Source organism: Acinetobacter genomosp. 15BJ, assembly GCF_000400715.1.
Lineage (GTDB): Bacteria > Pseudomonadota > Gammaproteobacteria > Pseudomonadales > Moraxellaceae > Acinetobacter.
The window spans coordinates 1462936-1489299 of sequence record NZ_KE007347.1 but is presented as its reverse complement, the minus strand read 5'-3'; the positions used below and the strand labels follow the sequence as shown (position 1 = coordinate 1489299).

The 26364-nt window shown below is 40.3% G+C and carries 27 protein-coding genes; 9 read left to right on the top strand and 18 right to left on the bottom strand.

What is annotated here, in order from left to right:
- Positions 1-211: 211 nt before the first annotated feature.
- Positions 212-1222 (bottom strand): helix-turn-helix transcriptional regulator, encoded by a 1011-nt coding sequence (locus F896_RS21150; RefSeq protein WP_081402383.1) that lies wholly within the window; start codon positions 1220-1222, stop codon positions 212-214.
- Positions 1223-1434: 212 nt separating this feature from the next.
- Here F896_RS21150 and F896_RS07235 point away from each other — a divergent pair, with 212 nt between their 5' ends.
- The 4 genes from F896_RS07235 (at position 1435) to F896_RS07250 (ending at position 5188) form a co-directional block, all read left to right on the top strand.
- On the top strand, positions 1435-2985 hold the full coding sequence (locus tag F896_RS07235; protein WP_016164178.1) for a circularly permuted type 2 ATP-grasp protein: 1551 nt from the start codon (positions 1435-1437) through the stop codon (positions 2983-2985).
- Positions 2986-3058: 73 nt separating this feature from the next.
- Positions 3059-3661 (top strand): alpha-E domain-containing protein, encoded by a 603-nt coding sequence (locus F896_RS07240; protein ID WP_016164177.1) that lies wholly within the window; start codon positions 3059-3061, stop codon positions 3659-3661.
- Complete coding sequence (locus F896_RS07245) at positions 3658-4437, top strand: transglutaminase family protein (RefSeq protein WP_016164176.1); 780 nt, start codon at positions 3658-3660, stop codon at positions 4435-4437. Before F896_RS07240 ends, F896_RS07245 begins: the two co-directional genes overlap by 4 nt.
- 16 nt (positions 4438-4453) lie before the next feature.
- On the top strand, positions 4454-5188 hold the full coding sequence (locus F896_RS07250) for a proteasome-type protease (RefSeq protein ID WP_016164175.1): 735 nt from the start codon (positions 4454-4456) through the stop codon (positions 5186-5188).
- 50 nt (positions 5189-5238) lie between these two features.
- On the opposite strand, the gene F896_RS07255 is transcribed toward F896_RS07250, so the two are convergent.
- The 4 genes from F896_RS07255 to F896_RS07270 form a co-directional block, all read right to left on the bottom strand.
- The gene (locus F896_RS07255; RefSeq protein WP_016164174.1) at positions 5239-5709 is read right to left on the bottom strand and encodes a DoxX family protein; all 471 of its coding nucleotides are present in this window, start codon (positions 5707-5709) and stop codon (positions 5239-5241) included.
- 61 nt (positions 5710-5770) lie between these two features.
- Positions 5771-6844 carry an alanine racemase gene (gene alr / locus F896_RS07260; RefSeq protein ID WP_016164173.1) on the bottom strand — a complete coding sequence of 358 codons (1074 nt, stop codon included), beginning with the start codon at positions 6842-6844 and terminating at the stop codon, positions 5771-5773.
- A 57-nt stretch (positions 6845-6901) separates the two neighbouring features.
- Entirely contained in the window at positions 6902-8347 is a 1446-nt protein-coding gene (gene dnaB / locus F896_RS07265; RefSeq protein ID WP_005152008.1) for a replicative DNA helicase, read from the bottom strand.
- A 120-nt stretch (positions 8348-8467) separates the two neighbouring features.
- A complete protein-coding gene (locus tag F896_RS07270; protein ID WP_016164172.1) occupies positions 8468-8803 on the bottom strand; it encodes a winged helix-turn-helix transcriptional regulator in 336 nt (111 codons plus the stop codon).
- A gap of 133 nt (positions 8804-8936) precedes the next feature.
- Between F896_RS07270 and F896_RS07275 the strand changes: the two genes are divergently transcribed.
- Positions 8937-9491 carry an NAD(P)H-dependent oxidoreductase gene (locus F896_RS07275; RefSeq protein WP_016164171.1) on the top strand — a complete coding sequence of 185 codons (555 nt, stop codon included), beginning with the start codon at positions 8937-8939 and terminating at the stop codon, positions 9489-9491.
- A 91-nt stretch (positions 9492-9582) separates the two neighbouring features.
- Here the strand turns inward: F896_RS07275 and rplI are convergent, their stop codons facing one another.
- From rplI to rpsF, 3 genes are read right to left on the bottom strand one after another with little or no spacing between them, the layout of a single operon-like run.
- The gene (rplI, locus tag F896_RS07280; RefSeq protein WP_004654410.1) at positions 9583-10029 is read right to left on the bottom strand and encodes a 50S ribosomal protein L9; all 447 of its coding nucleotides are present in this window, start codon (positions 10027-10029) and stop codon (positions 9583-9585) included.
- Positions 10030-10041: 12 nt separating this feature from the next.
- Positions 10042-10269: a 30S ribosomal protein S18 gene (gene rpsR / locus F896_RS07285; RefSeq protein ID WP_000090661.1), complete on the bottom strand. Its 228-nt coding sequence runs from the start codon at positions 10267-10269 to the stop codon at positions 10042-10044.
- Positions 10270-10280: 11 nt separating this feature from the next.
- Positions 10281-10664, bottom strand: coding sequence for a 30S ribosomal protein S6 (gene rpsF / locus F896_RS07290; RefSeq protein WP_004806006.1), 384 nt, complete (start codon positions 10662-10664; stop codon positions 10281-10283).
- A gap of 175 nt (positions 10665-10839) precedes the next feature.
- Here rpsF and F896_RS07295 point away from each other — a divergent pair, with 175 nt between their 5' ends.
- Entirely contained in the window at positions 10840-11334 is a 495-nt protein-coding gene (locus F896_RS07295) for a hypothetical protein (protein WP_016164170.1), read from the top strand.
- A 158-nt stretch (positions 11335-11492) separates the two neighbouring features.
- Here F896_RS07295 and cyoE read toward each other — a convergent pair whose 3' ends face one another.
- The 7 genes from cyoE to ppsA form a co-directional block, all read right to left on the bottom strand.
- Positions 11493-12371, bottom strand: coding sequence for a heme o synthase (gene cyoE, locus F896_RS07300; protein ID WP_004806012.1), 879 nt, complete (start codon positions 12369-12371; stop codon positions 11493-11495).
- Between the two features lie 10 nt (positions 12372-12381).
- Positions 12382-12711, bottom strand: a complete 330-nt coding sequence (locus F896_RS07305; protein WP_004806013.1) for a cytochrome o ubiquinol oxidase subunit IV — start codon at positions 12709-12711, stop codon at positions 12382-12384.
- Positions 12711-13331, bottom strand: coding sequence for a cytochrome o ubiquinol oxidase subunit III (cyoC, locus tag F896_RS07310; RefSeq protein ID WP_004806016.1), 621 nt, complete (start codon positions 13329-13331; stop codon positions 12711-12713). Before cyoC ends, F896_RS07305 begins: the two co-directional genes overlap by 1 nt.
- Before the next feature lie 4 nt (positions 13332-13335).
- Positions 13336-15327 (bottom strand): cytochrome o ubiquinol oxidase subunit I, encoded by a 1992-nt coding sequence (gene cyoB, locus F896_RS07315; RefSeq protein ID WP_004806017.1) that lies wholly within the window; start codon positions 15325-15327, stop codon positions 13336-13338.
- A 3-nt stretch (positions 15328-15330) separates the two neighbouring features.
- Entirely contained in the window at positions 15331-16386 is a 1056-nt protein-coding gene (gene cyoA, locus F896_RS07320; RefSeq protein ID WP_005211660.1) for a ubiquinol oxidase subunit II, read from the bottom strand.
- 299 nt (positions 16387-16685) lie between these two features.
- On the bottom strand, positions 16686-17447 hold the full coding sequence (locus F896_RS07325) for an RDD family protein (protein WP_016164169.1): 762 nt from the start codon (positions 17445-17447) through the stop codon (positions 16686-16688).
- Between the two features lie 68 nt (positions 17448-17515).
- Entirely contained in the window at positions 17516-19894 is a 2379-nt protein-coding gene (ppsA, locus tag F896_RS07330) for a phosphoenolpyruvate synthase (protein WP_016164168.1), read from the bottom strand.
- A gap of 158 nt (positions 19895-20052) precedes the next feature.
- On the opposite strand from ppsA, the gene F896_RS07335 reads away from it, so the two are divergent.
- The gene (locus tag F896_RS07335; protein WP_004806023.1) at positions 20053-20889 is read left to right on the top strand and encodes a posphoenolpyruvate synthetase regulatory kinase/phosphorylase PpsR; all 837 of its coding nucleotides are present in this window, start codon (positions 20053-20055) and stop codon (positions 20887-20889) included.
- A 276-nt stretch (positions 20890-21165) separates the two neighbouring features.
- Complete coding sequence (locus F896_RS07340) at positions 21166-23244, top strand: sensor domain-containing protein (RefSeq protein ID WP_016164166.1); 2079 nt, start codon at positions 21166-21168, stop codon at positions 23242-23244.
- A 60-nt stretch (positions 23245-23304) separates the two neighbouring features.
- On the opposite strand, the gene F896_RS07345 is transcribed toward F896_RS07340, so the two are convergent.
- Together F896_RS07345 and F896_RS07350 are read right to left on the bottom strand one after the other, a co-directional pair.
- Positions 23305-24306 (bottom strand): LLM class flavin-dependent oxidoreductase, encoded by a 1002-nt coding sequence (locus tag F896_RS07345; protein WP_171069691.1) that lies wholly within the window; start codon positions 24304-24306, stop codon positions 23305-23307.
- 140 nt (positions 24307-24446) lie between these two features.
- On the bottom strand, positions 24447-24959 hold the full coding sequence (locus F896_RS07350) for a glycine zipper 2TM domain-containing protein (RefSeq protein WP_005204696.1): 513 nt from the start codon (positions 24957-24959) through the stop codon (positions 24447-24449).
- A 246-nt stretch (positions 24960-25205) separates the two neighbouring features.
- On the opposite strand from F896_RS07350, the gene F896_RS07355 reads away from it, so the two are divergent.
- Complete coding sequence (locus tag F896_RS07355; protein WP_016164164.1) at positions 25206-25919, top strand: pseudouridine synthase; 714 nt, start codon at positions 25206-25208, stop codon at positions 25917-25919.
- Here F896_RS07355 and F896_RS07360 read toward each other — a convergent pair whose 3' ends face one another.
- Positions 25920-26363, bottom strand: a complete 444-nt coding sequence (locus F896_RS07360; protein WP_005204693.1) for a GNAT family N-acetyltransferase — start codon at positions 26361-26363, stop codon at positions 25920-25922.
- Position 26364: the final 1 nt, after the last annotated feature.

Genomic DNA, 26364 nt, shown 5'->3' with positions numbered 1-26364 from the left:
GGTTTAAGCATGACCAAAAAGAGAATCCGCTACAATGGCTATGAATTAGCGTGCCGATGTTAATTTAAATCAAAGCGCTTAAAAAGGTACAAACCAATTTTGATCAAGGCGGGGAGAGAGGTTGGTTTGAACATTTAAAGAATAAAAATAGTACTGAGTGTTTGATAATAAAATTTATAAAAAATCGAAGAGAACCGAAAGGTTCTCTTTTTTATTGGGGTTGCTCTTCAATCTCTTTCACTGCGTTATAAACAGCAGCAGGTTCAATATTCAGCATTTTCTTACCGAAACTTCTCAGCCACCACACCAGTTGTGAAGTAAATGGAACGGTTGCAGAGACTTCGACAATATTTTCTTCCAGATGTTGGATGATTTGATCCTTACTCAGCTGGCTTTCATAGAAACTCTTGGCAGTGTTCTCTGTCATGGTCAGTTTTAAATGAATTTGTTCGGTTGGCTTGCTGTAGTCAACACGGAAGCCCAATGCACCTGATTCGATATAATTATCAATTTCAAAGTTCACTGGATGTAAGGCGCGACTTTCCAATACGGTTGCCGCCTTAAAGCGGTGCAATGCGAAGGTTTGTACTTCAGTTTTATCATTTCGGGTACAGATTAAATAAATCACTGCACCTTTTTGAACCAAAGCCAGTGGATTAAGGATATAGGTTTTATCTTCACCTTGATGGGTACGGGCACGATAAATACATTCGATCTGTTTGTCTTGTAATAATCCTTCATAAATCGCTTGTTGTGCATGTTTGTCGACGACAGGCGGAATCAATGGTTGAGTGGCTGGCACAATGCGAACACGGTTGATCCACTGTCGAACGTTATTTTGTGTCGATAGACTACGTTTGGCCAGATCAAACCAAGGGGTCATTTCTTCTAATAAACTTGGTGGAAGCAAGTGACGTAAATGCTCTTCGACCATCATAAACGTAACCGCTTGTGAGCTGGTCATATGGGGCAAGCTTTGAATTGGTGCGTCTGAACGCCAACGCCAGCCTTGTGGTACGGTTTTATTACTCTCGATTGGGAAACGCTGAGCAATTTGATTTAAATCACGCTGAATGGTTCGCAGACTGATATCAATGCCTTCGCGTTCTAATATTTCTTGTAATTCGCGTGTGCCCATCCATTTCCCAGTAGAAAGGCGGGATAAGATTTGCCATTGGCGATAAAGGCTATTGGATGTTTCTTTTTCTTGTATGGATGACATAAGCGAAATACGTAATTCAATGGTCTAAAGCAGACACAATAAAAAAACTATACTTAATTATCAAGTCCATCCTATCTAGATTACGTATTTACGACTGAAATGACCCTAGTTTTGCTTAAATATTCTAAGTCTGGTTGAAAATTGATCATTTTGTATAAGTGGCATTGAAATTGCTTCCTTTAGATATAAATAAATGATGAGACGAGGTTTCTATGTCAGAACAAGAACACAACCTACATATCAGCACAGATTATTATGCACCAGAACCCAATCCAGTGGCGTCCGTTGATAGCTCTACATTTATTTCACAGCTCAATGTGACCACCAATTTATTTGAGCAACTTAAATCACAATTTTTCAATGAAATGTTAGATGACAAAAGTTTTAACGGTGAAGCATCCAAAAAAATTGAACAATGGTTAAGTATTCGTAGTCTTGATGATCTAAAAATATTAGAAGCCCAAGCAAAGGAGCATTTCCTTTATCAGGGGATTACTTTTAATGTTTACGGTGATCAAGAGGGTGCTGAGCGTACGATTCCTTATGATCTAATTCCGCGTGTGATTGAAAAGAAACAATGGGAAAAGATCGCAACAGGTTGTGCACAACGTGTGAAAGCACTGAACTTATTTTTAGATGATATTTATCATGGACAGCATATTTTAAAGGAAGGTTTGATTCCTGCGGAGCAAGTGATTGCACATGAAGCTTTTCAGCCGCATATGTTAAAACATCAGCTTAAAGGCAAGGTTTATTCGCAAATTAGTGGTATTGACATCATCCGTGACGGGCAAGGCGATTTCTTTGTGTTAGAAGATAATCTACGCACACCTTCAGGTGTGTCTTATATGTTGGAAAGTCGCAAAATTAGCCAGAAATTGATGCCAGATCTGTGTAGTAGTAATAATTTACAGGGGATTGAGCAATATCCAAGTCTGTTAAGAGCAATTCTCGAAGAAAATGCCTATGTCGATCAGCCATTAATTGTGGTGCTAACACCTGGACGTTTCAACAGTGCCTATTATGAACATTCATTTCTAGCACGTGAAATGGATGTACCGCTGGTGACTAGCCGAGATCTGTATGTAGAAGATGATAAGGTTTTCGTCAAAACTATTCGTGGTCGTCAGCAGGTAGACGTCATCTATCGCCGTGTTGATGATGAATTCTTAGATCCACTCAGTTTTAGACCAGATAGTTCTTTAGGTGTTGCTGGGCTCATGTCGGCGTATCTTCAGCATAATGTGGTGATTGCTAATGCACCCGGCACAGGTGTAGCAGATGACAAATCTATTTATCCTTATGTTGATCAGATGATTCAGTTTTATTTAGGCGAAGCTCCTATTTTGAATAATGTCCCAACCTATCAATGTCGAGAGGCGGAACAACTGGACTATGTGCTCAGTAATTTAGAAAAATTAGTGGTAAAAGAAGCACAAGGCTCAGGTGGTTATGGCATGTTGATTGGCCCTCAAGCAGATCAACAACAGATTGATTGTTTTAGACAGAAACTGATTGAGACGCCACATTTATATATTGCACAACCGACTTTAGCCCTTTCAGTCGCCCCAACCATGACAGCAGAAGGCGTTGCTGAGCGACATATTGATTTACGACCATTTGTACTCAGTTCACCTTATCGCACTGAAATTGTGCCGGGTGGTCTAACCCGTGTTGCCATGCAAGCAGGCTCTCTAGTGGTGAACTCTTCTCAAGGTGGAGGAATTAAAGATACCTGGGTGGTTGAAACATTACGTTCCTAAACCATATTCCACAGCCCGAAGATGATAATAATGAGGGCTGTGAGATTGAATATTAAGAAAAGGGAGGAGATTTATGCTTTTACTTAGTTCAAGTGCTCAACATATTTATTGGTTAGGACGTTATTTATTTCGGATTGGCCATGTGGCAGGACATTTACCTTTTGTAGATGATCAGCAGGCATCAAAACTTGCACAGGCACTCTGTTTACATATTGATGATGCAGAAAACTTGAACAAATTTATGTTAGATCGTCAGCAGCCTTATTCATTATTGAGCCAGCTTGAGATTGCGCGCGACAATATTCAGGAGTTGAGAGGGTTATTAACGGCTCAAGCGTATGCTGAGCTCAATTTCCTGATCAAAAATGTGGCGGCAGACGGGCTCGCGATTCAAGAGGTGGTACAAAATTGTTACGATATCCTAAAAACTGAGCAAGAAGATATTTTTCTATTTTTCCATATTGGGCAATGCATTGAGCAAATTGATACTTATTTTAGATTTCAACACAATACACATGCTGTTTTTGATGCGATTGATCCAACAATCGAGCAGTTATTTCAAATGGGATGGCAGGATTTGCAACCGTGTTGGGAAGTCTTAAAAGATCAGCCATATTTAAATCAGTTTTATGCATTTACCTATAAATTGGAAAATCAATTTGAGGCCTCCTCATGAAACTCATGGTGAACCATCAAACGCATTATCGTTATACTGAGCTTGCACGCAACAGTGTTCAATCCATTAAAATGATGCCACAAAGTTCACTGCATCAGAGTGTTGAGAATTGGCATATTAGTGTTCCTGGTCAGTATTCATGTCAACGTGATGCGTTTAATAACCTGTGGATTACTGCGACACAACGCCATGATTATCGTTATCTGACTATCATGGCACAGGGTGTGGTGGATTTGCGTGCAACTGAGTTGGGGTATTTTGAGACAGATGTCTCAGCATTACTGTTTTTACAACGTACGGCAATGACCTGCTGTGACCTGACCATGACGGATTTTGCGCATTCGATTGTTACTGTAAAAGATCGACAGCATTTGATTATTTTATCTGAAAGAATCTTACAGCAAGTTCCATATCAACCCGAAAGTACCTCGGTGACAACCTCAGCAATTGATGCATTTTATGCAGGACAGGGCGTTTGCCAAGATCATGCCCATATATTAATCGCCATGTGTCGTGCGTTACAATTACCGGCACGTTATGTATCGGGTTATATCTACGATGAAAATCAGCCACACCTCGCCAGTCATGCATGGGCCGAGGTTTTTGTGGATAATGCGTGGTATTGTTTCGATGTAAGTAATCAGATATTTACTCCACAAAATCATATTTACGTTGCAGTGGGTCGTGACTATTTAGATGTAGCGCCTGTTCGAGGTATCCGTGAACGCGGTGGAGTCGAAAGCATGATGTCTGTGGTACAAGTTTTGGCGTGTTGAAAGTAAAGAGAAAAAGATGACCTATTGTTGTGCATTAAGATTAGAGCAAGGTTTGGTATTGATTAGTGATACCCGAACCAATGCAGGGGTCGATCATATTTCTGTATTTCGTAAGTTGCATACCTTTGGTGTCGCGGGTGAGCGTTTTATTGCTTTGCAAACCGCAGGTAATTTGGCGACGACTCAAGCCGTGATTGGACATTTACAGAATGCCTTGGCTCTGCATCAAGAGCCGAATTTGTATAGCGCCAATACCATGTTTGAAGTGGCTGAATTGGTTGGAAAAACCTTACGCAAAGTACTTGAAGATATTACCAGTGACACCCAAGAACAGATGAATTATTCATGTAGTATCTTGGTTGGTGGGCAAATCCAAGGCGAGGAGATGCAGCTTTATAATGTTTACCCACAGGGCAACTTTATTTGTGCAACGACTGATACCCCGTATTTCCAAATTGGTGAAAGTAAGTACGGAAAACCTATTTTAGATCGTGCTTTACACTACGATATGCCGTTAGATGATGCATTACGCTGTTCTCTTATTTCTTTCGATTCGACTTTGCGCTCTAATGTTTCAGTGGGTTTACCTTTAGATGCATTGGTTTATCATAAAGACAGTTTTAAAATTCCTGAATGCAAACGTATTGGTGAGGATGACCCTTATTTTACGCAGATTAGTCGACAGTGGTCTGAGACTTTACGCCGTGGTTTACAAGAGTTACCAAAGCCAACAGCGGACTATGGGTTATAACTTCCGCAAGCTCTCAAAAAATGTATAGACTCTTTTGAGGGAGAATCATCCTAAGATGTTGTTATATTTTTGCTTAGAATACGATCCAGCGACAGCATGCTTGGTCGAGATGTAATCAGTATTGCAAGAATGAACATATACAACAGGTCATGGATGTAGAAGAACCAACTGAGCCAGCTCATTAGATCTAATCCTTCGGGAATAGTGTGTATCCCAACCGTGTATAAAGCGGTTAGACAGATCATAAACAATAAAATGCTGCTGATTTGAGTAAATAATCCCAAAATTAGAAACAAACCAGCAAGCATTTCAGTCGCTGAAACAAAAGTACTCATGATTGCTGGAAATGGAATGCCTGCATCGATGATTGTTTCCAGCATAATCAGTTTATTTTTTTCAACGAAAAGCTTGTTGAAGCCTGTAGTAAAGAAAAAAATACCGATCGAAATTCGGATCAGAAAGAGCACGAATTGCTGGATCGGCATTTTATACAGCGAATTATCATAAATCAGTTTTAACATGCTGAATTTAAATTGTTAAAACGGTATTAAAAATAAAACACACAAGTTGATCAAGTATTGTTTAGTTGCCTAACTGTCGCACAGGTCGTTGGGTGAGGCGGCAAAGTAGCTCGTAGCCGATGGTTCCGTTCGCTGCTGCAACATCATCAACCAAGCGAGATTGGCCCCAAAGCTCAACTTTTGTGCCAATCTCTGCTTTAACATTACTGATATCAATAGCAATCATGTCCATGCTGACACGGCCGACTACAGGAACTAGTTGCTGATCGACGGCAACAAAGTTTTGCTTCACATAAGCGCGTGGATAGCCATCGCCATAGCCAATCGAAACAATGGCAATTTGTGACGTACACGACGCTGAGTAGGTTGAACCATAACCGACAAATTCACCTTGCTGGATTTGATTGAGGGCTATAATTTCGGCACTAAAAGTCATCACTGGTTTTAGATCGAGTTCATGTACATTGCGATCTGCGAATGGTGATGCGCCGTATAGCATGATGCCTGGACGAACAAAATCAAAATGCAGTTCAGGGTATTTATAAATCGCAGCAGAATTACAGCAAGATACCAAGATCGGTTCACAGGCTTGTTTCGCCTGTAAGAATTGTTGTTTTTGTTGCTCATTTAAGGGGTGGTCTACGTCAGCATTGGCAAAATGCATGGCAAGTACACAGGTAAAACCTTCTGCTTTTAAGCGTTGAATCACGTCAATGATTTCATCTACTTTGAAACCTAAACGGTTCATTCCGCTATTTAGTTTGACCCAAACCTTTAGATCCAACGCATTATAAGCAACTTTATGCTGAATCAACCATTCAACTTGTTGTGAGTGATGAACAATACATTCAAGTTTCTGCTCAATGACCTGTTGCATCTCATCTTCAGCAAACACACCTTCAATCAATGTAATCGGCTGAGTGTATCCAAGTTGCCTGATTTCCAACGCTTCTTCTAAGCAGGCGACGCCAAAAGCATCCGTGGCCTCAAGGGCGGCTAAACAGTTTTTGACTCCATGTCCATAAGCATTGGCTTTGACCATACTGACGATTTTTGAATGTGGAGCAATTTGTTTAACACGGTTTAAATTATATTGCAGTGCTTCACTGTCAATATAAACTGTTGCTTGGCGCACCCTGAGTTCTCCTTTGGGTCGACTTGGATTGTATATAAAACAGAAATAGTTTGAACGTTATTCATCATCTTCATATTGAGCATAGAACTCAGGCGAGAGATTACTAAAACGGGTATATTGGCCTTCGAAGGCAAGGCGAACACTACCAATTGGGCCGTTACGCTGTTTACCGATAATGATTTCAGCAGTACCTGCTTCTTTAGATTCTTTGTTATAGACTTCATCACGGTAAATGAACATGATCAAGTCGGCATCCTGCTCGATCGCACCCGATTCACGTAAGTCTGACATTACTGGACGTTTGTTTGGTCGGTTCTCCAAACTACGGTTCAACTGAGAGAGTGCAATTACAGGACATTGCATTTCTTTGGCTAAAGCTTTTAAGCTTCGCGAAATTTCCGAGATCTCGCCGACACGGTTATCGCCCATGCCTGGAACTTTCATCAGCTGTAAGTAGTCGACCATGATACAGCCGATTTTCCCATCATGCATTTTGGCAACGCGACGCGCACGTGCACGAAGTTCGGTGGGTGGCAAGGCAGATGAGTCATCGATATAGAGATGCATTTCTTGTAGCTGGAGAATGGTGCCTGTGACTTTGGTCCATTCGTCTGCATCAAGATTACCTGAACGTAGATGTCCTTGATGAACTTTACCCATCGCAGAGATCAAACGCATGGCAATCGAGTCTGCTGGCATCTCCATTGAGAATACGAGAGCAGGTAGGCGGTTGTATTGCAATACACTTTCAACCAAGTTCATGGCGAACGTGGTTTTACCCATCGATGGACGTGCTGCAACAATAATCAAATCTCCAGCCTGCATCCCTGAAGTTTTATTATCAAGCTCTAAGAAGCCTGTGGTTAAACCAGTAATGTTGCCATCTAATTTAGACAGTTCATCTAGCTTGGTAATAACATCTGCAGTCACTGAGCTGATTGATTTCGGCCCTGAATCTTTTTTATTGTTATTGTGCTGTTCTGCGAGTGAGAAAATTTGGGTTTCAGCCAAGTCTAGAATTTCACTGACTGGACGACCTTTAGTGTCATAAGCATTTTGCAAAATATCACTGCTGACTTTGATCATAGTACGCAGTGTTGAAAACTCTTTGATTTTATTGGCATAAGTTTCAAGATTATAAAAACTTGAAGGTGAATCAGCCATCAATTGCATCAAGTATTCTTCACCACCAATAGCATCTAACAGGTTTTGTTTGAGCAACCAGTCATTGACCAAAACGGCATCATACGGTGAGTTTTCCTGTGCCAGTTTTTCAATGGCACGATAGATATATTTGTGACGTGTTGCATAAAAATCATTTTCTTTAAGCAAGTCACTGACTTGCTCAAAAGATTCTGCAACCGTCATTAAGGCTGCCAATACTGCTTGCTCAATTGCAAGGTTATGGGGGGGGGTGCGGAATTCTTTTAGCTGACCTGAGTCACTCACTTTACTCTCTGTGTTTGGAGAATTTTTGGTAAAATTGGCATTCGCCTGTGACATAACAAGACCTAATAAAAAGATGAAACCATACCGAATGACTATCTTAATCCAAATGGAGGTCATCGGGACAATTTAATTCAGTGAAAATTGTGTAAGTGGTGAAAAAGTGAGGTTTAGATTTTAAAGTCGATTAGATGAGCCCCATTGGCACATCATGTCTAAAAGCGGAATTAATGAAAGCCCTCGCTCAGATAAACTGTATTCAACTTTTGGCGGAATTTGTGGATATTCCTTACGGACAATCAGTTGATCTTTTTCCATTTCTTTTAAGGTTAAACTTAAGGTTTTGAATGAAATATTACCGATTGAGCGTTTTAATTCATTGAATCGCATGATGGATTTATGCTGATACAGCCAATACATGATAATCATTTTGTATTTGCCATTAATCAGGGAAAGCGTATATCCAAAATCTGTTTGCTCTAAGTCAATCTGGGGTGGAGCGCAGGTTTCCATAATTTTTCCGACACTAACTTTTAGTCTAGTATATAACCTTAATGACCGTACTTATATTCTTGAAAGCATACTTTTATAATCAATTTCGTACTGATTACTGAACGACTTAAGTGTCCGATGGGATGAATTTGAAATGAAAAAAACACTCGTGATTATTGCTCATCCTGATATTCATAATTCTGTTATTAACAAACGTTGGATTGAAGAATTAGCTCAATATCCAGATGAATTTACCATCCATCAGCTACATCAAAACTACCCTGATGGTCATATTGATGTAGCAAGAGAACAAGCATTGGTTGAGGCACATCAGAATTTGGTCTTTCAATTTCCGATCTATTGGTTTAATTGTCCACCCTTATTGAAACAGTGGTTGGATGAGGTACTAACCTATGGCTGGGCTTATGGCTCCGCAGGCAATCAATTAAAAAACAAGAAAATAGCGCTTGCGGTATCGGCCGGGATCAAACAGAAAGATTATTCAGCAGATGGTCGCTACCAATTTAGTTTAAAAGAGTTATGTTTACCATTTGAATTAACTGCACGGTATGTGAAGGCCGATTATCAGCCGATGTTTGCTTTTTATGGAATGGATACCAACCCAGAAGAAGGAGAGGCTCAACCTACTGGGAATGAAATCAATCAGAGTGCAGTAAATTATGTGAAATATTTATTGGAGATGCGTTAACTGTATTTTCAATGAATAGTATTATTTAAGAAAACAAAAACAATAGATATAAAAAAAGAGCATGTAAAACATGCTCTTTTTTATGCAGAAATTACTCAGATACGATAGTAACGAGAACTTCAGCAACAACATCATGATGCAATTGGATTGCGATGTTGAATTCACCAGTGTGACGAAGCGCACCGTTTGGTAAACGAACTTCTGCACGGTCTACAACAAGACCAGCATTAGTTAAAGCATCAGCGATGTCACGAGTACCGATAGAACCGAAGAGTTTACCTTCGTCACCAGCTTTCGCAGTGATTACGATGTTAACTTCGTTCAATTGTTCAGCACGTGCATTCGCAGCAGCTAATACTTCAGCTTCTTGCTTCTCAAGTTCAGCACGACGAGCTTCAAAAGCAGCAGTGTTTGCTTCTGTTGCAGCTACAGCTTTACCTTGAGGGATCAAGAAGTTACGACCGTAACCAGCTTTAACTGATACTTTGTCGCCTAATTTACCAAGGTTTTTAATGCGTTGTAATAAGATAACGTCCACAGCTCACCTCACTTACTTATGGTTGTCAGTGTACGGAATCAAAGACAAATAGCGAGCTTGTTTAATAGCTAACGCTAATTGACGTTGATAACGAGCTTTAGTACCTGTAATACGGCTAGGAACAATCTTGCCGTTTTCAGTGATGTACTGTTTTAATGTGTCGATATCTTTGTAGTCGATGTACGCAACATTCTCAGCTGTAAAGCGGCAGAACTTGCGACGACGGTAAAAACGTGCCATTGATGTTCTCCTTATTCAGCTTCTGGAACTGCTTGTTGTGCTTCTTCACGTTGAGCTTTACGCGCACGTTTTTCTTCAGCACTTTTAGCAAGCAAAGATTCTTCAGTAATTGCGTTTTCACGACGGATAATGATGTTACGAATAATTGCATCGTTATAACGGAACAATTCTTCTAACTCATCAAGAGTCGTTTGACCACATTCAACATTCATAAGAATGTAGTGTGCTTTGTGAATTTTGTTAATCGGGTAAGCCAATTGGCGGCGGCCCCAATCTTCTAAACGGTGAATTTGACCTTCAGCTTCTTTGATCTGAGAGATATAGCGTTCAACCATACCTACAACTTGATCGCTTTGGTCTGGATGTACCAATAGTACGATTTCGTAGTGACGCATTGTCAGCTCCTTACGGTTTAAGCAGCCCCTAATTAAAAAAATTAGAAGCAAGGAGTCATAACTAAAAAGTTATGTCGCAAATTGCGAAGCGGGGATTATATGCAAATTGACGCTATAAAGCAAATTTGCCATAGTCTTTGCGATATATTTTTTAAATTAAAAATAGGTAATAAAAATGGGACCACAATTTATAAAGACAGTCGCCTTGCTTGAGTCTATTTTGCAGTCGAATACTGAAGAGGCATATTTAGACGCTTTTGAGGAATACGAAGGTGACATTTACCAAATCTTAATGATCGTCGATTGGCGTGAAGAGGATGAGGCGATTATTGAATATTGTGAAAATATTTTACAAACGGGGAGTTTACGGGCAGAGACACAAAATGCAGATAACCTGCAAGGGGTTACCATTACTGTTTATTATCAGAATCAAACTTTGATTATTCCTTATCAAGGTGAGGGCGCAGATCGGGATACCACCTTAAAAGCACTCAATCAAATTTTGCAGCCTGATTATGAAATCCGCTTTTGTGTGGCTTCTGATGAGTCCGATACATTGGAGTTTATCCCGTTACCAAAAGGTTTGTGGCAAAACTTAGATCAAAAATATCCACATAATATTGATCAATTTTTTAGACGTTTTGAGCCAGACAGTGAGTTTTTGGGTTAGAGTAGTGTTGCAGGTTAATCTTTAAAGGTTGTATGTAACGACTGGTTTGGAATTTAGTCTAGGCTTGTTTCATTTAGGCAATAAAGAACGGAATGTTTTTATTGCACGAAATGATAAAAATTGGGAGAGCATAAAAAGATAGAGCATTCTCTATCTTTTTAAAAAATAGGAAAGAATGGTGCAGGGCTTTTAAAGGTGAAGCTAAAGCTTAAACTGATAACAGTAATGAGGATTACTGAGAAAAGGAAAAAGCGTTTGGCCCAAAGCTGATCATCTTCGGCCTTGAATCCTAAAATAGCAATGTAGAACCAGTAAATGCAAAGTATATTACAGATGACCAAGAACACGATATTGGTGTATCCATATACATATAAAGCATTCATCGCTAGAGTAAATAAAACCACATAAATCAGTGATTCGATTTTTGTTCTAAGGATTGAACGGGCTACAGGTAAAATAGGAACGCCTGCATTTTTGTAGTCGTCAAAACGATAAATTGCGATCGCCCATGAATGCGGCATTTGCCATAAAGCATATGCAACAAAGATCAATAGGGCCGCCATATCGAACTGATGACTTACAGCCACATAACCAATAACAGGTGGACTCGCTCCAGAAATACTACCGATCACGGTTTGATGGATTGTGGTGCGTTTACTCCACAAACTATAAAAACCGACATAGACCACAAAACCAATAACAGCGAATAAAAAAGCATAAGCATTAACATAAAACCAGAGCATGCTAAAGCCAATTACACCTAAAACCAGCGCATAGCACATGGCAACAGTAGGGGAAATGGTTTTCGTCACAAGTGCACGGTTCATGGTGCGCTGCATTTTCTGATCGATGTCTTGATCAATTACGTTATTGACTACACAACCAGAAGCAACCACTAATGTTGTTCCGAGAAGAGTAAGTAATAATAAGAGGCAGTCTATAGAGCCTTGGGCGGCTAAGAAGAAGCCGCCCAAGGTGGTAATAAAATTACCGAAGAGAATTCCTGGTTTAGTCAGGAATAAGTACTTTTTCCACATGACGATCAGTTTAGATCATCATGTTGTAGTGTAGGTAATTCATAATCCACACAGAGCCGACTAAGAGTACAGCGATACATAAGATTGTGTAGATAAATGCAATAAGGTTCCAACGTTGGTCAGATGATGTATTCATGTGTAAGAAATACACAAGTTGTACAAGTACCTGAGCAACAGCAGTAATTGCAATTACTGTAACTAAAATGCCACGACTAAAACCACCAGCCATCACCATCCCGAAAGGGATGATGGTGAGGATGACAGATAGGATAAATCCAATCGTGTATTGTTTGAAGTTACCGTGTGACGCACCTGCAGCATTATGGTCATGACTACTCATTAGAGAACTCCCAGTAAGTAAACGACGCTGAATACACAGATCCAAACGATGTCAAGGAAGTGCCAGAACAAGCTTAAGCAAGCAAGACGACGTGTATTCGGTAAAGTCAAACCATTCTTTTTAATTTGGTAGATTAATACCAGCATCCACACTAAACCAGAAGTTACGTGAATACCGTGTGTACCAACCAAGGTAAAGAATGCAGATAAGAATGCACTGTGTGTTGGACCATGGCCTTCGTGTACAAGGTGATGGAACTCATAGATTTCCATACCAATGAACGATGCACCAAAAAGGAATGTAACAAACAACCAAGTGATTACTTGATTTACATTCTTTTTATAAGATGCAAGTACAGCAAAACCAAATGTTACCGATGAAATCAATAAGGCAAATGTTTCAGTTAACACGAAACCTAAAGAATCATGGAACAGGTCATATGCACTTGGGGTTCCTGGCGGGATATGACTGCTTAATACAGCGAACGCAATGAAGAGTGATCCGAAAAGAATCAAGTCACTCATCAAGTATGTCCAGAAACCAAAGACCGTTAAGTCAGTATCATCATGTTCATGATGACCATCGTGGCCGTGGTTGTCGTGATGAAGTACTTCAGCCATTTCCTTAGTCCTTCTTCAAGTGTTTTTCAAGTAAAGCATAGCGTTCGTTTTCAATACGCTCAACTTCAGCAGCAGGAACGTAGTAATCAACATTCTTAGTGAATGAGCTTACGATCAAGCTAACAATAGCTGAAACGAATGAAACAACAGCGAGCCACCAAATATGCCAGATGAGTGCAAAGCCAAGAATTGTAATGAACATTGCAATGACAAAACCAGCAGCACGATCAGTCGGCATGTGGATGTCTTCATATTTAGTGTTACGTGCGTATGCTACACCATTTTCTTTGTCAGTCCAGAAACGGTCAACGCCGCTAGCATCTGGTTCATGCGCAAAGTTATAGAACGGAGCAGGAGATGACGTTGCCCATTCAAGGGTACGGCTATCCCATGGATCGCCTGTATGGTCCATGTTGTCCTTACGTTGTAAGAAACCAACGATGATTTGCATTAAGAAACATGCAATACCGATCGCGATAAGAACAGCACCAAACAATGCAATCGCTAAGTATGGATCCCACTCAGGGTTGTCATATGTATTCAAACGACGAGTCATACCCATGAAACCAAGGATATAAAGTGGCATGAATGCAAAATAGAAACCAATGAACCAGAACCAGAACGCAGCTTTACCCCATGCTTCGTTGAGCTTCCAACCAAACATTTTCGGCCAGTAGAAGATGATGCCGGCAAACATACCAAACACCACACCACCGATAATTACGTTATGGAAGTGAGCGATCAAGAATAATGAGTTATGTACAAGGAAGTCCGCAGGTGGAACAGCCATAAGTACACCAGTTAAACCACCGATACCGAATGTTACAAGGAAGCCAAGCGTCCATAACATAGGTGTTGTATAGGTGATGCGACCTTTATACATTGTGAATAACCAAGAGAAGATTTTCACACCTGTAGGAATCGCAATAACCATGGTCATGATACCGAAGAACGCGTTAACGTTCGCACCAGCACCCATGGTGAAGAAGTGGTGAAGCCATACAACGAACGCAAGTACAGTAATCGCAATCGTCGCATACACCATAGACTTATAACCGAACAACGCTTTACGAGAGAAGGTTGCAACGATTTCTGAGTATAAACCAAATGCTGGTAATACTAAGATATATACTTCAGGGTGACCCCATGTCCAGATCAAGTTCACATAAAGCATTGGGCTACCGCCAAGCTCATTTGTGAAGAAATGGAAGCCGAAGTAACGGTCTAAAGTAAGCATTGCAAGCGTACCTGTTAATACAGGGAATGATGCAATGATTAATACAGCCGTACAAAGTGAAGTCCACGTGAAAATAGGCATATCCATCAATTTCATGCCAGGTGCACGCATTTTGATGATGGTAACAAAGAAGTTAACACCAGATAAAAGCGTACCTAGACCAGAAACCTGAAGTGCCCAGATATAGTAGTCAACACCCACACCAGGAGAATATTGAATGCCAGATAGAGGAGGGTAAGCCATCCAACCAGTCGCAGCAAATTCACCTAATACAAGTGAAAGCATCATTAAACCAGCAGCACCAGCGAATAACCAGAAGCTTAAAGAGTTTAATAATGGGAAAGCAACGTCACGAGCACCAATCTGTAAAGGTACAGAGATGTTCATCATACCAACAACGAGACCCATTGCTACGAAGAAGATCATGATTACACCGTGCGCGGTGAAGATCTGGTCGTAGTGGTCAGGATGTAAATAACCTTCGCCGCCGCCTTTCGCGAGGAAAAGTTGTAGACGCATCATGATCGCATCGGCGAAGCCACGCAACAGCATGACCACAGATACGATGATATACATGATACCAATCTTTTTATGGTCTACAGTGATAAACCATTCGTTCCACAAATATCCCCATTTCTTGAAATAGGTGATACCGCCTAATACAGCAATTGCACCAAGTGCCATAAAGACCATGGTGACAAGTACAAGGGGTTCAGTCGGGATAGAATCCCACCCTAATTTACCAAAAATCATATCCATGTCTTATTCCCCTTGAGCAGCGTGTTCTGCTGCAGCATGAGTTTCTGCTGTTGCATCATGTCCAGCAGAATGGTCAGCACCGTGATAGTTACTCATGTAGTGGTTGATGATTGTTTCAAACAATTTTGGCTCAACTGATGAGTAATATGTCACTGGGTGTGGCTTAGTCGGGAACGGTTTCATCGCTTCAGCTTTAGCAAGCGCTTCTTCATCACCAGCAGCTTTAGCACGATTCACTAAATGCTCGATCTGGTGTTTAGAACGATCACCATCTTTAAGTGTTGCTAACTCAGCTTGGTCAAGTGTGCCTTTTTGAATTGCTTCAGGGTTAATACTTGTACCATTGCCAGCTTTCACTGCTTCTACCCATTGTGCAAATTCTGGCTCAGTCACGCTATGTGCTTTAAAGCGCATTTGTGAGAAACCGTAACCTGAATAGTTTGCTGAGAAACCACGGAAGATACCTGGTTCGTCTGCTAATAGGTGAAGGTGAGTTTGCATACCAGCCATCGCATAGATCTGGCCGCCTAACTGTGGAATGAAGAATGAGTTCATTGTGAAGTTAGAAGTGATCTTAAAGCTTATTGGTGTTTGTTCTGGGAAGCGTACTTCGTTTACCGTTGCAATGTTTTGCTCAGGATAGATAAAAATCCATTTGAACTGTTCAGCGACAGCTTGAATAGTCAATGGTGCTTTATCTGATTCTAACGGACGGTAAGGGTCGTACTTGTGGGAACCCCACCAAGTTAACCAAGCTAAAATACCAATAATAATGACAGGTACACCCCATACAACGATCTCAATTGTCGTAGAGTGTGCCCAGGTAGGTTTATAGTCTGCATCTTTATTCGATGCGCGATATTTCCAACCAAACCATAATGCCATAATGATTGATGGAATCACCACCAAAAGCATTAAATAGATCGCAGTCATCATCAGGTTACTTTGACCTTGACCAACTGGACCTTTATTGTTTAGAAGTACCATATCACCGCCGCACCCAGTCAAGAGCGCAGCCATCGTTGATAAAGACAATACAGCTAAAATCGTTTGTCTCATTTTACAACCTCGGTGAAGAGTCCCATTCCCTAATTAAAATTATGGGATAGCGATTAAAGTGTCGCGTGATTGATAAGGATTGGTTAAAAAATGCTTAGCAATCACGCGACACCGCAACGTTGTTGGGCATTATGCCTTATATTGAAAAACTAAGCTACTCATAAAGTCGTGTGAAATACTTGTTTTAAAACCCGATTTATTTTGTAGGGATTGTTATTTGCATTTGTGTTTTTTATATAAATATCAGATTAATACATAAAAAAAGAGGAATAAATCCTCTTTTGTTTATCGATTTGTGATTACTGCTTAATGACCTTGGTTTTTGCCAATTTATCGTGCAAAGTTTGACGATTTTTAGTAAATGCGAATAAAGCATAATCAATCACAGTAATGATTGGTACAAGGATAAGATTGAGAATGATAAACAACACACTTCTCAACCAAAAGGCCCGAATTGTGTTGACTTTTTCTGATGTTTCGACATCCACAATTTTAATCTTGGCGATTTTTTTACCAATACTCTGACCTGATTTTGCAATAAAGAACGCTTGAATCATGAGCATGATAATGAGATAAGCAAAGATCATTATCCATGCTTCATTTGGAATTAGCTGCATCAATTGATGCTGCAATTCTACTGCTTTATCCGATGCAATTTGGGTGGCTTGCATCTGTTTTTGAATTTCAAACAACTCTTGATATTGGCTTTCATTAAAAAAGAAAGATGGAATTGATGCCATCGGTAGCCAAAGGATTAAATCAAATATTTTAGCTAAGGCGCGAGAATGAAATGGAGCTAAAGCAGGTGCTTTCTGTTCGACTTTGATTTTGTACGCGGGTTCGTTCGTTTCAGTTTTAATTTGAGCACTAAAAGGAGAGTAACCTACAGGTTCGTAGACAAGTTTACCTTGTGTCAGTTCGCCAAGTGTTTTCCATTCGGCCATACCTTCATGCCAAGCCAAATCCGTCAATAAAACTTGTTGACTGGCAAGCATTTGGTTCACTTGTTCTAGACTATAAGGTCCTGCTTGTTGATTGTTACGAGCCAAGTAAATTTGCATAATTTTAAAATCTCAATTACGAAAGATGAAAAAAGACCCTACGAAAGAGGGTCTTTTTCTAAAAAAGACTAGGCTTTCTTGATTTGTTCTTCAGCAAGGAAGAACCAAGTATCAAGTACTGAGTCAGGGTTAAGTGACACAGATTCAATACCTTGTTCCATGAGCCATTTAGCAAGGTCAGGGTGATCCGAAGGACCTTGACCACAAATACCAACGTATTTTCCTGCTTTACGGCAAGCATGAATTGCCATAGAAAGTAGCGCTTTAACTGCTGGATCACGCTCATCGAATAAGTGAGATACGATACCAGAGTCACGGTCAAGACCGAGTGTTAATTGTGTTAAGTCATTTGAACCAATAGAGAAGCCATCGAAGTGCTCAAGGAACTGTTCCGCCAACAATGCATTGGTTGGAAGTTCACACATCATAATGACTTTTAAACCATTCTCACCACGTTTTAAACCGTTCTGAGCAAGGAGTTCAATCACACGTTTCGCTTCAGAAACTGTACGTACAAATGGAATCATGATCTGGATATTAGTTAAACCCATTTCATCACGTGCTTTTTTCAAGGCACGACATTCAAGCTCAAAACAGTCGCGGAAGTTGTCAGATACATAACGACTTGCACCACGGAAGCCTAACATTGGGTTTTCTTCTTCTGGTTCGTATAACTTACCACCGATCAAGTTTGCATATTCATTTGATTTGAAGTCAGACATACGTACGATCACTGGCTTCTCAGCAAATGCAGCAGCAAGTGTTGAAATACCTTCAACCAACTTCTCGACATAAAATTCGATTGGAGAAGAGTAGCCAGAAGTACGTGCCATAACAGCAGCACGTGTTTCGCGCGGCAAGCTGTCAATGTTTAACAATGCTTTAGGATGTACGCCGATCATACGGTTAATGATGAACTCAAGACGTGCAAGGCCAATCCCTTCATTCGGGATTTGAGCGAAGTCAAATGCACGGTCGGGGTTACCGACGTTCATCATGATTTTGAACGGTAGTGATGGCATTGAATTAATCGAATTACGTTGTACTTCGAAATCTAATGCACCTTCATAAATGAAGCCAGTATCACCTTCAGCACATGAAACAGTTACTTCTTGACCATCAGTCAGTACTTCTGTTGCATTACCACAACCCACGATTGCTGGAACACCTAATTCACGTGCAATAATGGCTGCGTGACAAGTACGACCACCACGGTTGGTAACGATTGCAGCAGCACGCTTCATCACTGGTTCCCAATCTGGGTCAGTCATGTCAGATACAAGTACGTCACCGTCCTGAACCTTATCCATTTCTTTAATAGACGTTACAACACGCACTTTACCAGAACCAATGCGTTGACCGATTGAACGACCTTCACAGATGACAGTGCCGCGTTGTTTTAACAAGTAACGTTCCATGGTACCGACATTTTGACGGCTTTTTACTGTTTCTGGACGTGCTTGAACAATATAGATTTGACCATCATCGCCATCTTTTGCCCACTCGATATCCATCGGTGAACCGTAGTGTTGTTCGATGATCAAGGCTTGCTTTGCTAATTCGTGCAATTCGTGATCATTTAATGCGAATTGTTGGCGTTCTGGTTTTTCAACATCAACTACAACAACTGATTTACCCGCAGCGCCTTCTTCACCATAAATCATTTTCTGGTGTTTAGAACCGAGGTTACGACGTAAAACAGAGTGTTTACCTGCATTTAAAAGCGGTTTAGATAAATAGAATTCATCAGGGTTGACTGCACCTTGTACAACCATTTCGCCTAAACCATATGATGCAGTAATAAAGACTACATCACGGAAACCTGATTCTGTATCAAGCGTAAACATGACGCCTGCAGCACCAGTTTCAGAGCGAACCATACGTTGTACACCAGCAGAAAGGGCAACAACACTATGTTCAAAGCCTTGGTGTACACGGTAAGCAATCGCGCGGTCATTATAAAGTGAAGCAAAAACTTCTTTAATCGCGATAAGAACATTATCAATACCGCGAATATTGAGGAATGTTTCTTGTTGACCTGCGAAAGACGCATCTGGTAAGTCTTCAGCCGTTGCAGAAGAACGTACCGCAACAGCAATGTCTGGGTTGCCGTTTGAAAGTGCAGCAAAAGCTTCACGAATTTCTTGTTCTAATGTCGCAGTAAGCGGAGTTTCAACAATCCAGTTACGGATTTTTGCACCAGTTTCAGCAAGTGCATTTACATCTTCTACATTTAGCTGAACAAGTTCAGCCTGAATACGAGCGTTTAAGCCGCTTTGATCCAAGAACTCACGATAGGCAGCAGCAGTAGTTGCAAAGCCACCAGGTACCGATACACCAGCATTGGATAAATGGCTGATCATTTCACCCAAAGATGAGTTTTTCCCACCTACGAGTTCGACATCGTGTTTTCCTAATTTTTCCAGACCGATTACGCGCGCTTCCAAAGTATTTACTCCACTTTTTTTGCAGTATGAATGACCATCATTGGTATGAAATTATACAAAAGTGCTTAGATTTAGTGTTTTACTAAGCGACAGTCATGTTAGATGAGTTTACTATAAAGATTATAGAGCACTAAGACAAATGTTTAAGGAGAATTTTGATGCCCGTAAGTAAAGAAATTAAACGGAGCGTTTTTTTTATTTCAGATGGTACCGCAATTACCGCAGAAACCCTTGGACATTCACTACTTGCGCAATTTCCAAACGTCGATTTTGACATCCATATTATACCGTATATTACGACTGAAGAAGCGGCTATGAATGTCGCTGTAGAGATCAATGCATGTCAAAGTCGTGATGGTTCTTTGCCGCTAGTTTTTGATACTTTGGTTGATCCGCATGTCCGTGAAATTATCAATACTGCGAAGGCAGTCAACTTAGACGTTTTTGAAGGCTTGATTAGTAAATTAGAACAAGAATTAGGTACGCCACCGACGACATTGGTTGGACAAACCCATGCGGTAACCGATTCTGAATATTATAAAGCGCGTATCGATGCGGTACATTTCGCACTAGACAATGATGATGGTGCCAGAACACGTCATTATGATAAAGCCGACATTATTTTAATTGGTGTATCACGTTCAGGAAAAACCCCGACCTCAATTTATTTGTCATTACAATTTGGTATTCGGGTAGCAAACTATCCATTGACTGAAGAGGATTTGGATGACAATCGTTTGCCAAAAGTACTGCGTGAACATAAAAACAAGCTATTTGGTTTGATGATTGATGCCGAACGTTTGGTGGCAATCCGTAACGAACGTAAAGCGAATAGCCGCTATTCAAGTTTCAGCCAGTGTCAAATGGAATTACGCGCGATTGAAGGGATCTATATTTCTGAAGGAATTAAATATTTAAATGTCACGGAAATGTCGATTGAGGAAATCTCAACACGTGTCCTACAAATGACGGGTTTAAAACGTCGTATTGGCTAATGAGGCCTGACTACCTCAGTCATTTAGATGGGGTAGTCTGTAATTTTTTAGATCATTTTATTAAAGAAAGTTTGATAAATATCGTGAATTTAAAATAAATAATTGATATTAAATAATAAAGTAAATCTAACTGATCAGTGCTGTAATTGGTGATAATTTTATTGCATTTCTGCTACAATACTGTGATTTAAATCTCACTTTTTATTGTTGGTGGTCTATGGCTTTTATTGCAACTGAATATCTTGATAGCGAGAGTTCTGTTTGGAACAGAAGTCTGTGAACTTGGCTATTCCTTTTCACTCTAATCATCAACTGAGTGAGGCCCAACAAAATATTTTTAATCGTATTCCGAGTCTGGTCTGGCTGCTCTCTGAGTCTGGAGATGCGTATTTTTTTAATAGTTTAAGCCAAGAGTATATTGGTTTTAATGACCTAGAACATTTTGCAAAAGATTGGATCGATTTAATCCATTCAGAGGATAGAGCAATCTTCCAAAGCGAGTGGCAGCAGGCATTTATCTATAAGTCTCCATTTCAAATTGAATGCCGATTAAAACATCAGTCTGGTGCATATCGATGGTTTTTATTGTCAGCAAAATTTATAGCGGCGAATTCAGAAGAAAAGGCACATTGGTTTATCAATAGCGCTGATATCCATGAAACCAAGCAGTATCAACAAAACTTAGTTCAGTGTATTAATGCCCAAACCAACATGCTGGATAATAGTGTTGATTGCATAAAATTATTAGAAGCAGATGGTTCTTTACTGCATGTAAATAAAACTGGATGTATCGCGCTTAATATCTCTCAAAGCCAAAATAGCTTTGGCATGAAATGGGCCGAACTGTTACCTGTCGAAATAAGATCTAAGGCAAGTTATGCCTTAAAAACGGCACTCAAAGGGAAGGCTGCACGTTTTCGTGGGATGAGTGGAGAAGGGACTGAAAGACAATATTGGGATAATTTACTCACCCCTATATTAAATGATAAAGGCCAGATCGTGCAGGTTTTGTGTCTGTCTCGCGATGTGACTACACAAAGACAAACTGAAATCCAATTACAGCTTTCGAGTGAATTGGACGATTTAACAGGATTATACAACCGTAGGTTTTTCAAATTACAACTTAAGCGTGCATTACATCGACATAAAAAAGGTAAGAAGTTACTCGGCTTGATGTTGTTAGATTTAGACTATTTTAAACATGTCAATGATACGCTTGGCCATGCAGCTGGAGATCATCTACTCCGTGTTCTGTCTAAGCGAATAGAAAACATTTTGCCTGAAAATACTTTTGTCGCTCGTTTAGGCGGTGATGAGTTTGCTATTGTCGTAAATGGAATTGAGACACAAGTAGAGCTTGAAAAAATAGCAGTGGATGTTAGTCGACAGTTAGAAGCTCCGATTACTTATGCCGGTAATTTGATTAATGGCAGTATGAGTATTGGCTGTGCGATTTATCCTCGAGATGCCAAAGATTCAGTCAATTTAATGAAATGTGCAGATACTGCACTCAATGATTTAAAAGCAACGGGGCGTGGCGGTTTCCGTATGTTTAATCAGCAGATGCAAGTTGCAGCTCAAAACATTGCGATTCAATTAAATGATGCGCGTCATATTATTCGTGATGACCTTATTGTCCCATTTTACCAGCCGAAGGTGCGTTTAGCGGATGCGAAGGTGGTTGGTTTTGAAGCATTATTGCGTTGGCAAACGGTTGATCAACACATTCATTCACCGTGTAATATTGAACAAGCATTTCAAGACTATATTCTGGCAACAAAAATTAGTGATGCAATGCAGAATAAAGTTTTTAAAAATATTGCAGGGTGGATAGCACAGGGATTGGATGTCGTTCCTGTTTCAATTAATGCAGCACCAGTTGAGTTTCTGAAAGACAATTATGCTGAGCGTTTACTACACCGTTTAAATACTTACAAAGTTCCACATCATTTAGTGGAAATAGAAATTACTGAACATATCTTGGATGATCGTGGTTCTGACTATGTGATCCGAGCATTAAATTTGTTGAAACAACAAGGCATTAAAATATCATTGGATGATTTTGGTACGGGACATTCTTCTTTAACCCGTTTACGAGACTACCCAGTAGATTGTTTAAAAATTGACTGTGACTTTATTCGTCAAATGAATGATGATGAGGCGATTTTAGCCATTGTACAGGCGATCATCGCTTTGGGACCAAAACTGTCATTGGATATTGTTGCCGAAGGCATTGAGAACAAAGAACAATTAGAACTCTTAAAATCTTCTGGATGCTCAATCGGACAGGGCTATTTATTTAGTCGTGCTGTGAATGTAGAACAAGCGACAGAGATGCTCCAAGCTGGAATTTAAAAGGATGGTGAATCTACAAGGCTGATTGGGAAATGAACCTTGTAGACTTAAGCCAAAGATTTAGCTGTTTTTAATATCCATCAATAAACTGAAGTTATCTAAGCGTTTTTGCGTATCGTAAATATCACAGGTGAAGATAAATTCATCGACATCATATTGTGCTGCAATTTTATTTAAGCCGGCTTTAACGGTTTCTTCAGAACCAATTTGTGCCATAGCATAAAAATTCTGAATTGCCACTTGTTCAGCACTCGATGCAAGACCTTCAGTTGAATGAATCGGTGGTTTAAGCTTTAAGCTATGACCGCGGATCAGATTCAAAATACGCTGATATGAACTGGTCGCCAGATATTGAGCTTCCTCATCTGTTGCAGCAACTACTGTTGGGACACCCATTGAAACATAAGGTTTATCGAGGTATTCCGAAGCTTGGAAGTTATCGCGATAGATCTCAATAGCTTGACCTAACATTCTCGGTGCAAAATGAGAGGCGAAAGAATAAGGCAGCCCAAGTTTTGCAGCCAATTGAGCGCTAAATAAACTGGAACCAAGTAACCAAACTGGCACATGGGTATTTTGACCTGGTGTGGCGATAATGCTCTGATTCGGTTGTGGTGCTTTAAAATATTGTAAAATTTCCATTACATCTTGAGGGAATTGATCTTCAGTTTCCTGACGGCCGCGACGTAAGGCACGCATTGTCATTTGATCTGTTCCAGGTGCACGACCCAAACCAAGTTCAAAACGATTTGGATAGAGTGTGGCTAGTGTTCCAAACTGTTCTGCAACCACCAATGGTGCATGGTTGGGCAGCATAATACCGCCTGAACCCAAACGGATGTGCTGCGTATTTGCAGCAATAAATCCTAATAAAACTGCCGTTGCTGAACTGGCAATCCCATCCATATTATGATGTTCAGCCAACCAAAAACGCTCATAACCTAACTTTTCCGCATGTTGCGCAAGTTCTAATGCATGACGGAGAGAAAACTCGATACTCTTGTCATCTCGAACAGGAGCAAGTTCTAGGATAGAGAATTTTATATCTTGTAGTGATTTCATCATGGTGTCTCAAAACTATATATCGAAATAATACGATATAAGTTTGGTTTTGTATATCGTTTTAGATCGATATATTGTTGTTTTCACCAAACAAAAAAAAGCACCCGAAGGTGCTAAAGGGGTAAAACATTTTGATCTGATTAACGGTGTTTGTACCAGCCACGATGGCGGCCATTGTCATGACGGTAGCTTTCACGAGAATTGTAATAGCGACGGTCATCATAAGAACGGCGGTTATCGTAACGACGGTCATAGCGACGATCATCATAACGGCGATCCGCATCACGGTCCTGACCCACTTTTTGACCTAAAGCTGCACCACCAGCTGCACCGAGTGCTGCACCAATATAACCACCATTGCTTCCGCCCATATTACGGCCAACGGTATAACCACCCACGCCACCTAAACCACCACCAATGGCCGCTTCGGTACGGTCACGTCGATTACTAGATGCAGCTGCACCGCCAGCACCACCGATTGCAGAGCCAATCATTGCACCAGTGTCACCACCAAGTTGTTTTCCTAAGGCAGTACCAACTACACTTCCTAGGGCAGAGGTTGCTGCTACACGCGTTGTATTGTCTGCATGTGCAACGGTCATCATGGAAGACGCTGCTAAGATAACGCTACATAACCACATATTCGATTTCATGGTGAAACTCCTTATCCATTCTTTTGGACAATATTCTTTTTGCTTGTGACAAATGTAACAAGAGTTGTGGCTGAAAATATGGAGCGCAATATCTAGATTGAGAGTGTTTGACGAGGGTTTTGTTGGTGTTCTATAACAAATGAAGGGATTGTGAATAAATTATAAAAATAAAGAATGAATAGGCAACGATCAACAGCTAGCGTTGTAATCGAGTACAATGGACGCAGTTTAGGTTAGGATTTATTTATGCTGCTGGAAAAAATTTTGCAATCACAAGGCTTTGGTTCACGTAAGTATTGTCAGCAGTTAATTAAAAATGGTTCTGTTCAAATAGACAATCAGGTCTGTGATAATCCGAAACAGAATTTCAATACCGATCAACTGGTCTTTCAGGTATTTGGTGAAGAATACCAATATCGAGAGCATGTCTATATTGTTTTAAATAAACCGCAAGGCTATGAATGTTCGCATCAGGCGACACATCACAAAAGTGTATTCAGTCTTTTCCCTGAAATTCTGCTGCATCGTGGGATTCAATGCGTGGGGCGTCTAGATCAAGATACCACAGGCCTATTATTGCTGACCGATGATGGACAATATCTACAAGCATTGACTCATCCACGTAAACATGTGCCGAAAGTTTATCATGTGACCACTGCTGATCCAGTTACAGCTGAACAGCAACATGGCCTAGAGCAAGGTGTCGAACTGCGTAATGAGAAAGGCATCTATGCTGCCACCAATGTCCGATTATTCTCGGAACATCAAATTGCAATGACCGTTCACCAAGGTGTTTACCATCAAGTGAAACGCATGCTGGCAGCTGTTGGAAATAAAGTTGAAGTCTTACATCGTCATCAAGTGGGTTTTCTCGAACTTCCTGAACTGGAAGAAGGTGAATGGATCTATTTAACCCCTTCGCAAAAACAGTTAAGTCAGAATATCGCTTTAGATGAATGATTACTTTAAAAAACAATGGAAGGTTTTGAACTCACTGTCTTGGATAAAACCCATTTGTTCATATAGACGGTGAGATTGATAATTATTTTTTTGCGTTTCGAGGCTAATGCGTTGCGCATTTTCATGCCGTGCAAACAAGATCGCGGTATCAATCAGTTGCTTAGCTGAACCTTGTTTTCGATAAGAGGGGGTAACATAGACATCATCGAGAATATAGTAGGTTTCGCAAGCCACAGAAGAAAAGGCAAGGTAGAGTAGTACAAAGCCTGTAAATACGTCATCTTTAACATGAATGAAAATGACACTGTCTTTGTTGTCAAAGCGATGTTTTAAAAATTGATAAGATTGATCAATATTTGATGATGCACCGTAGAACTGACGGTATTCGTCAAACAAGACAGCAAGTTGATGAAGATCTTCCTTTGTTGCTCGCTTAACAATCATT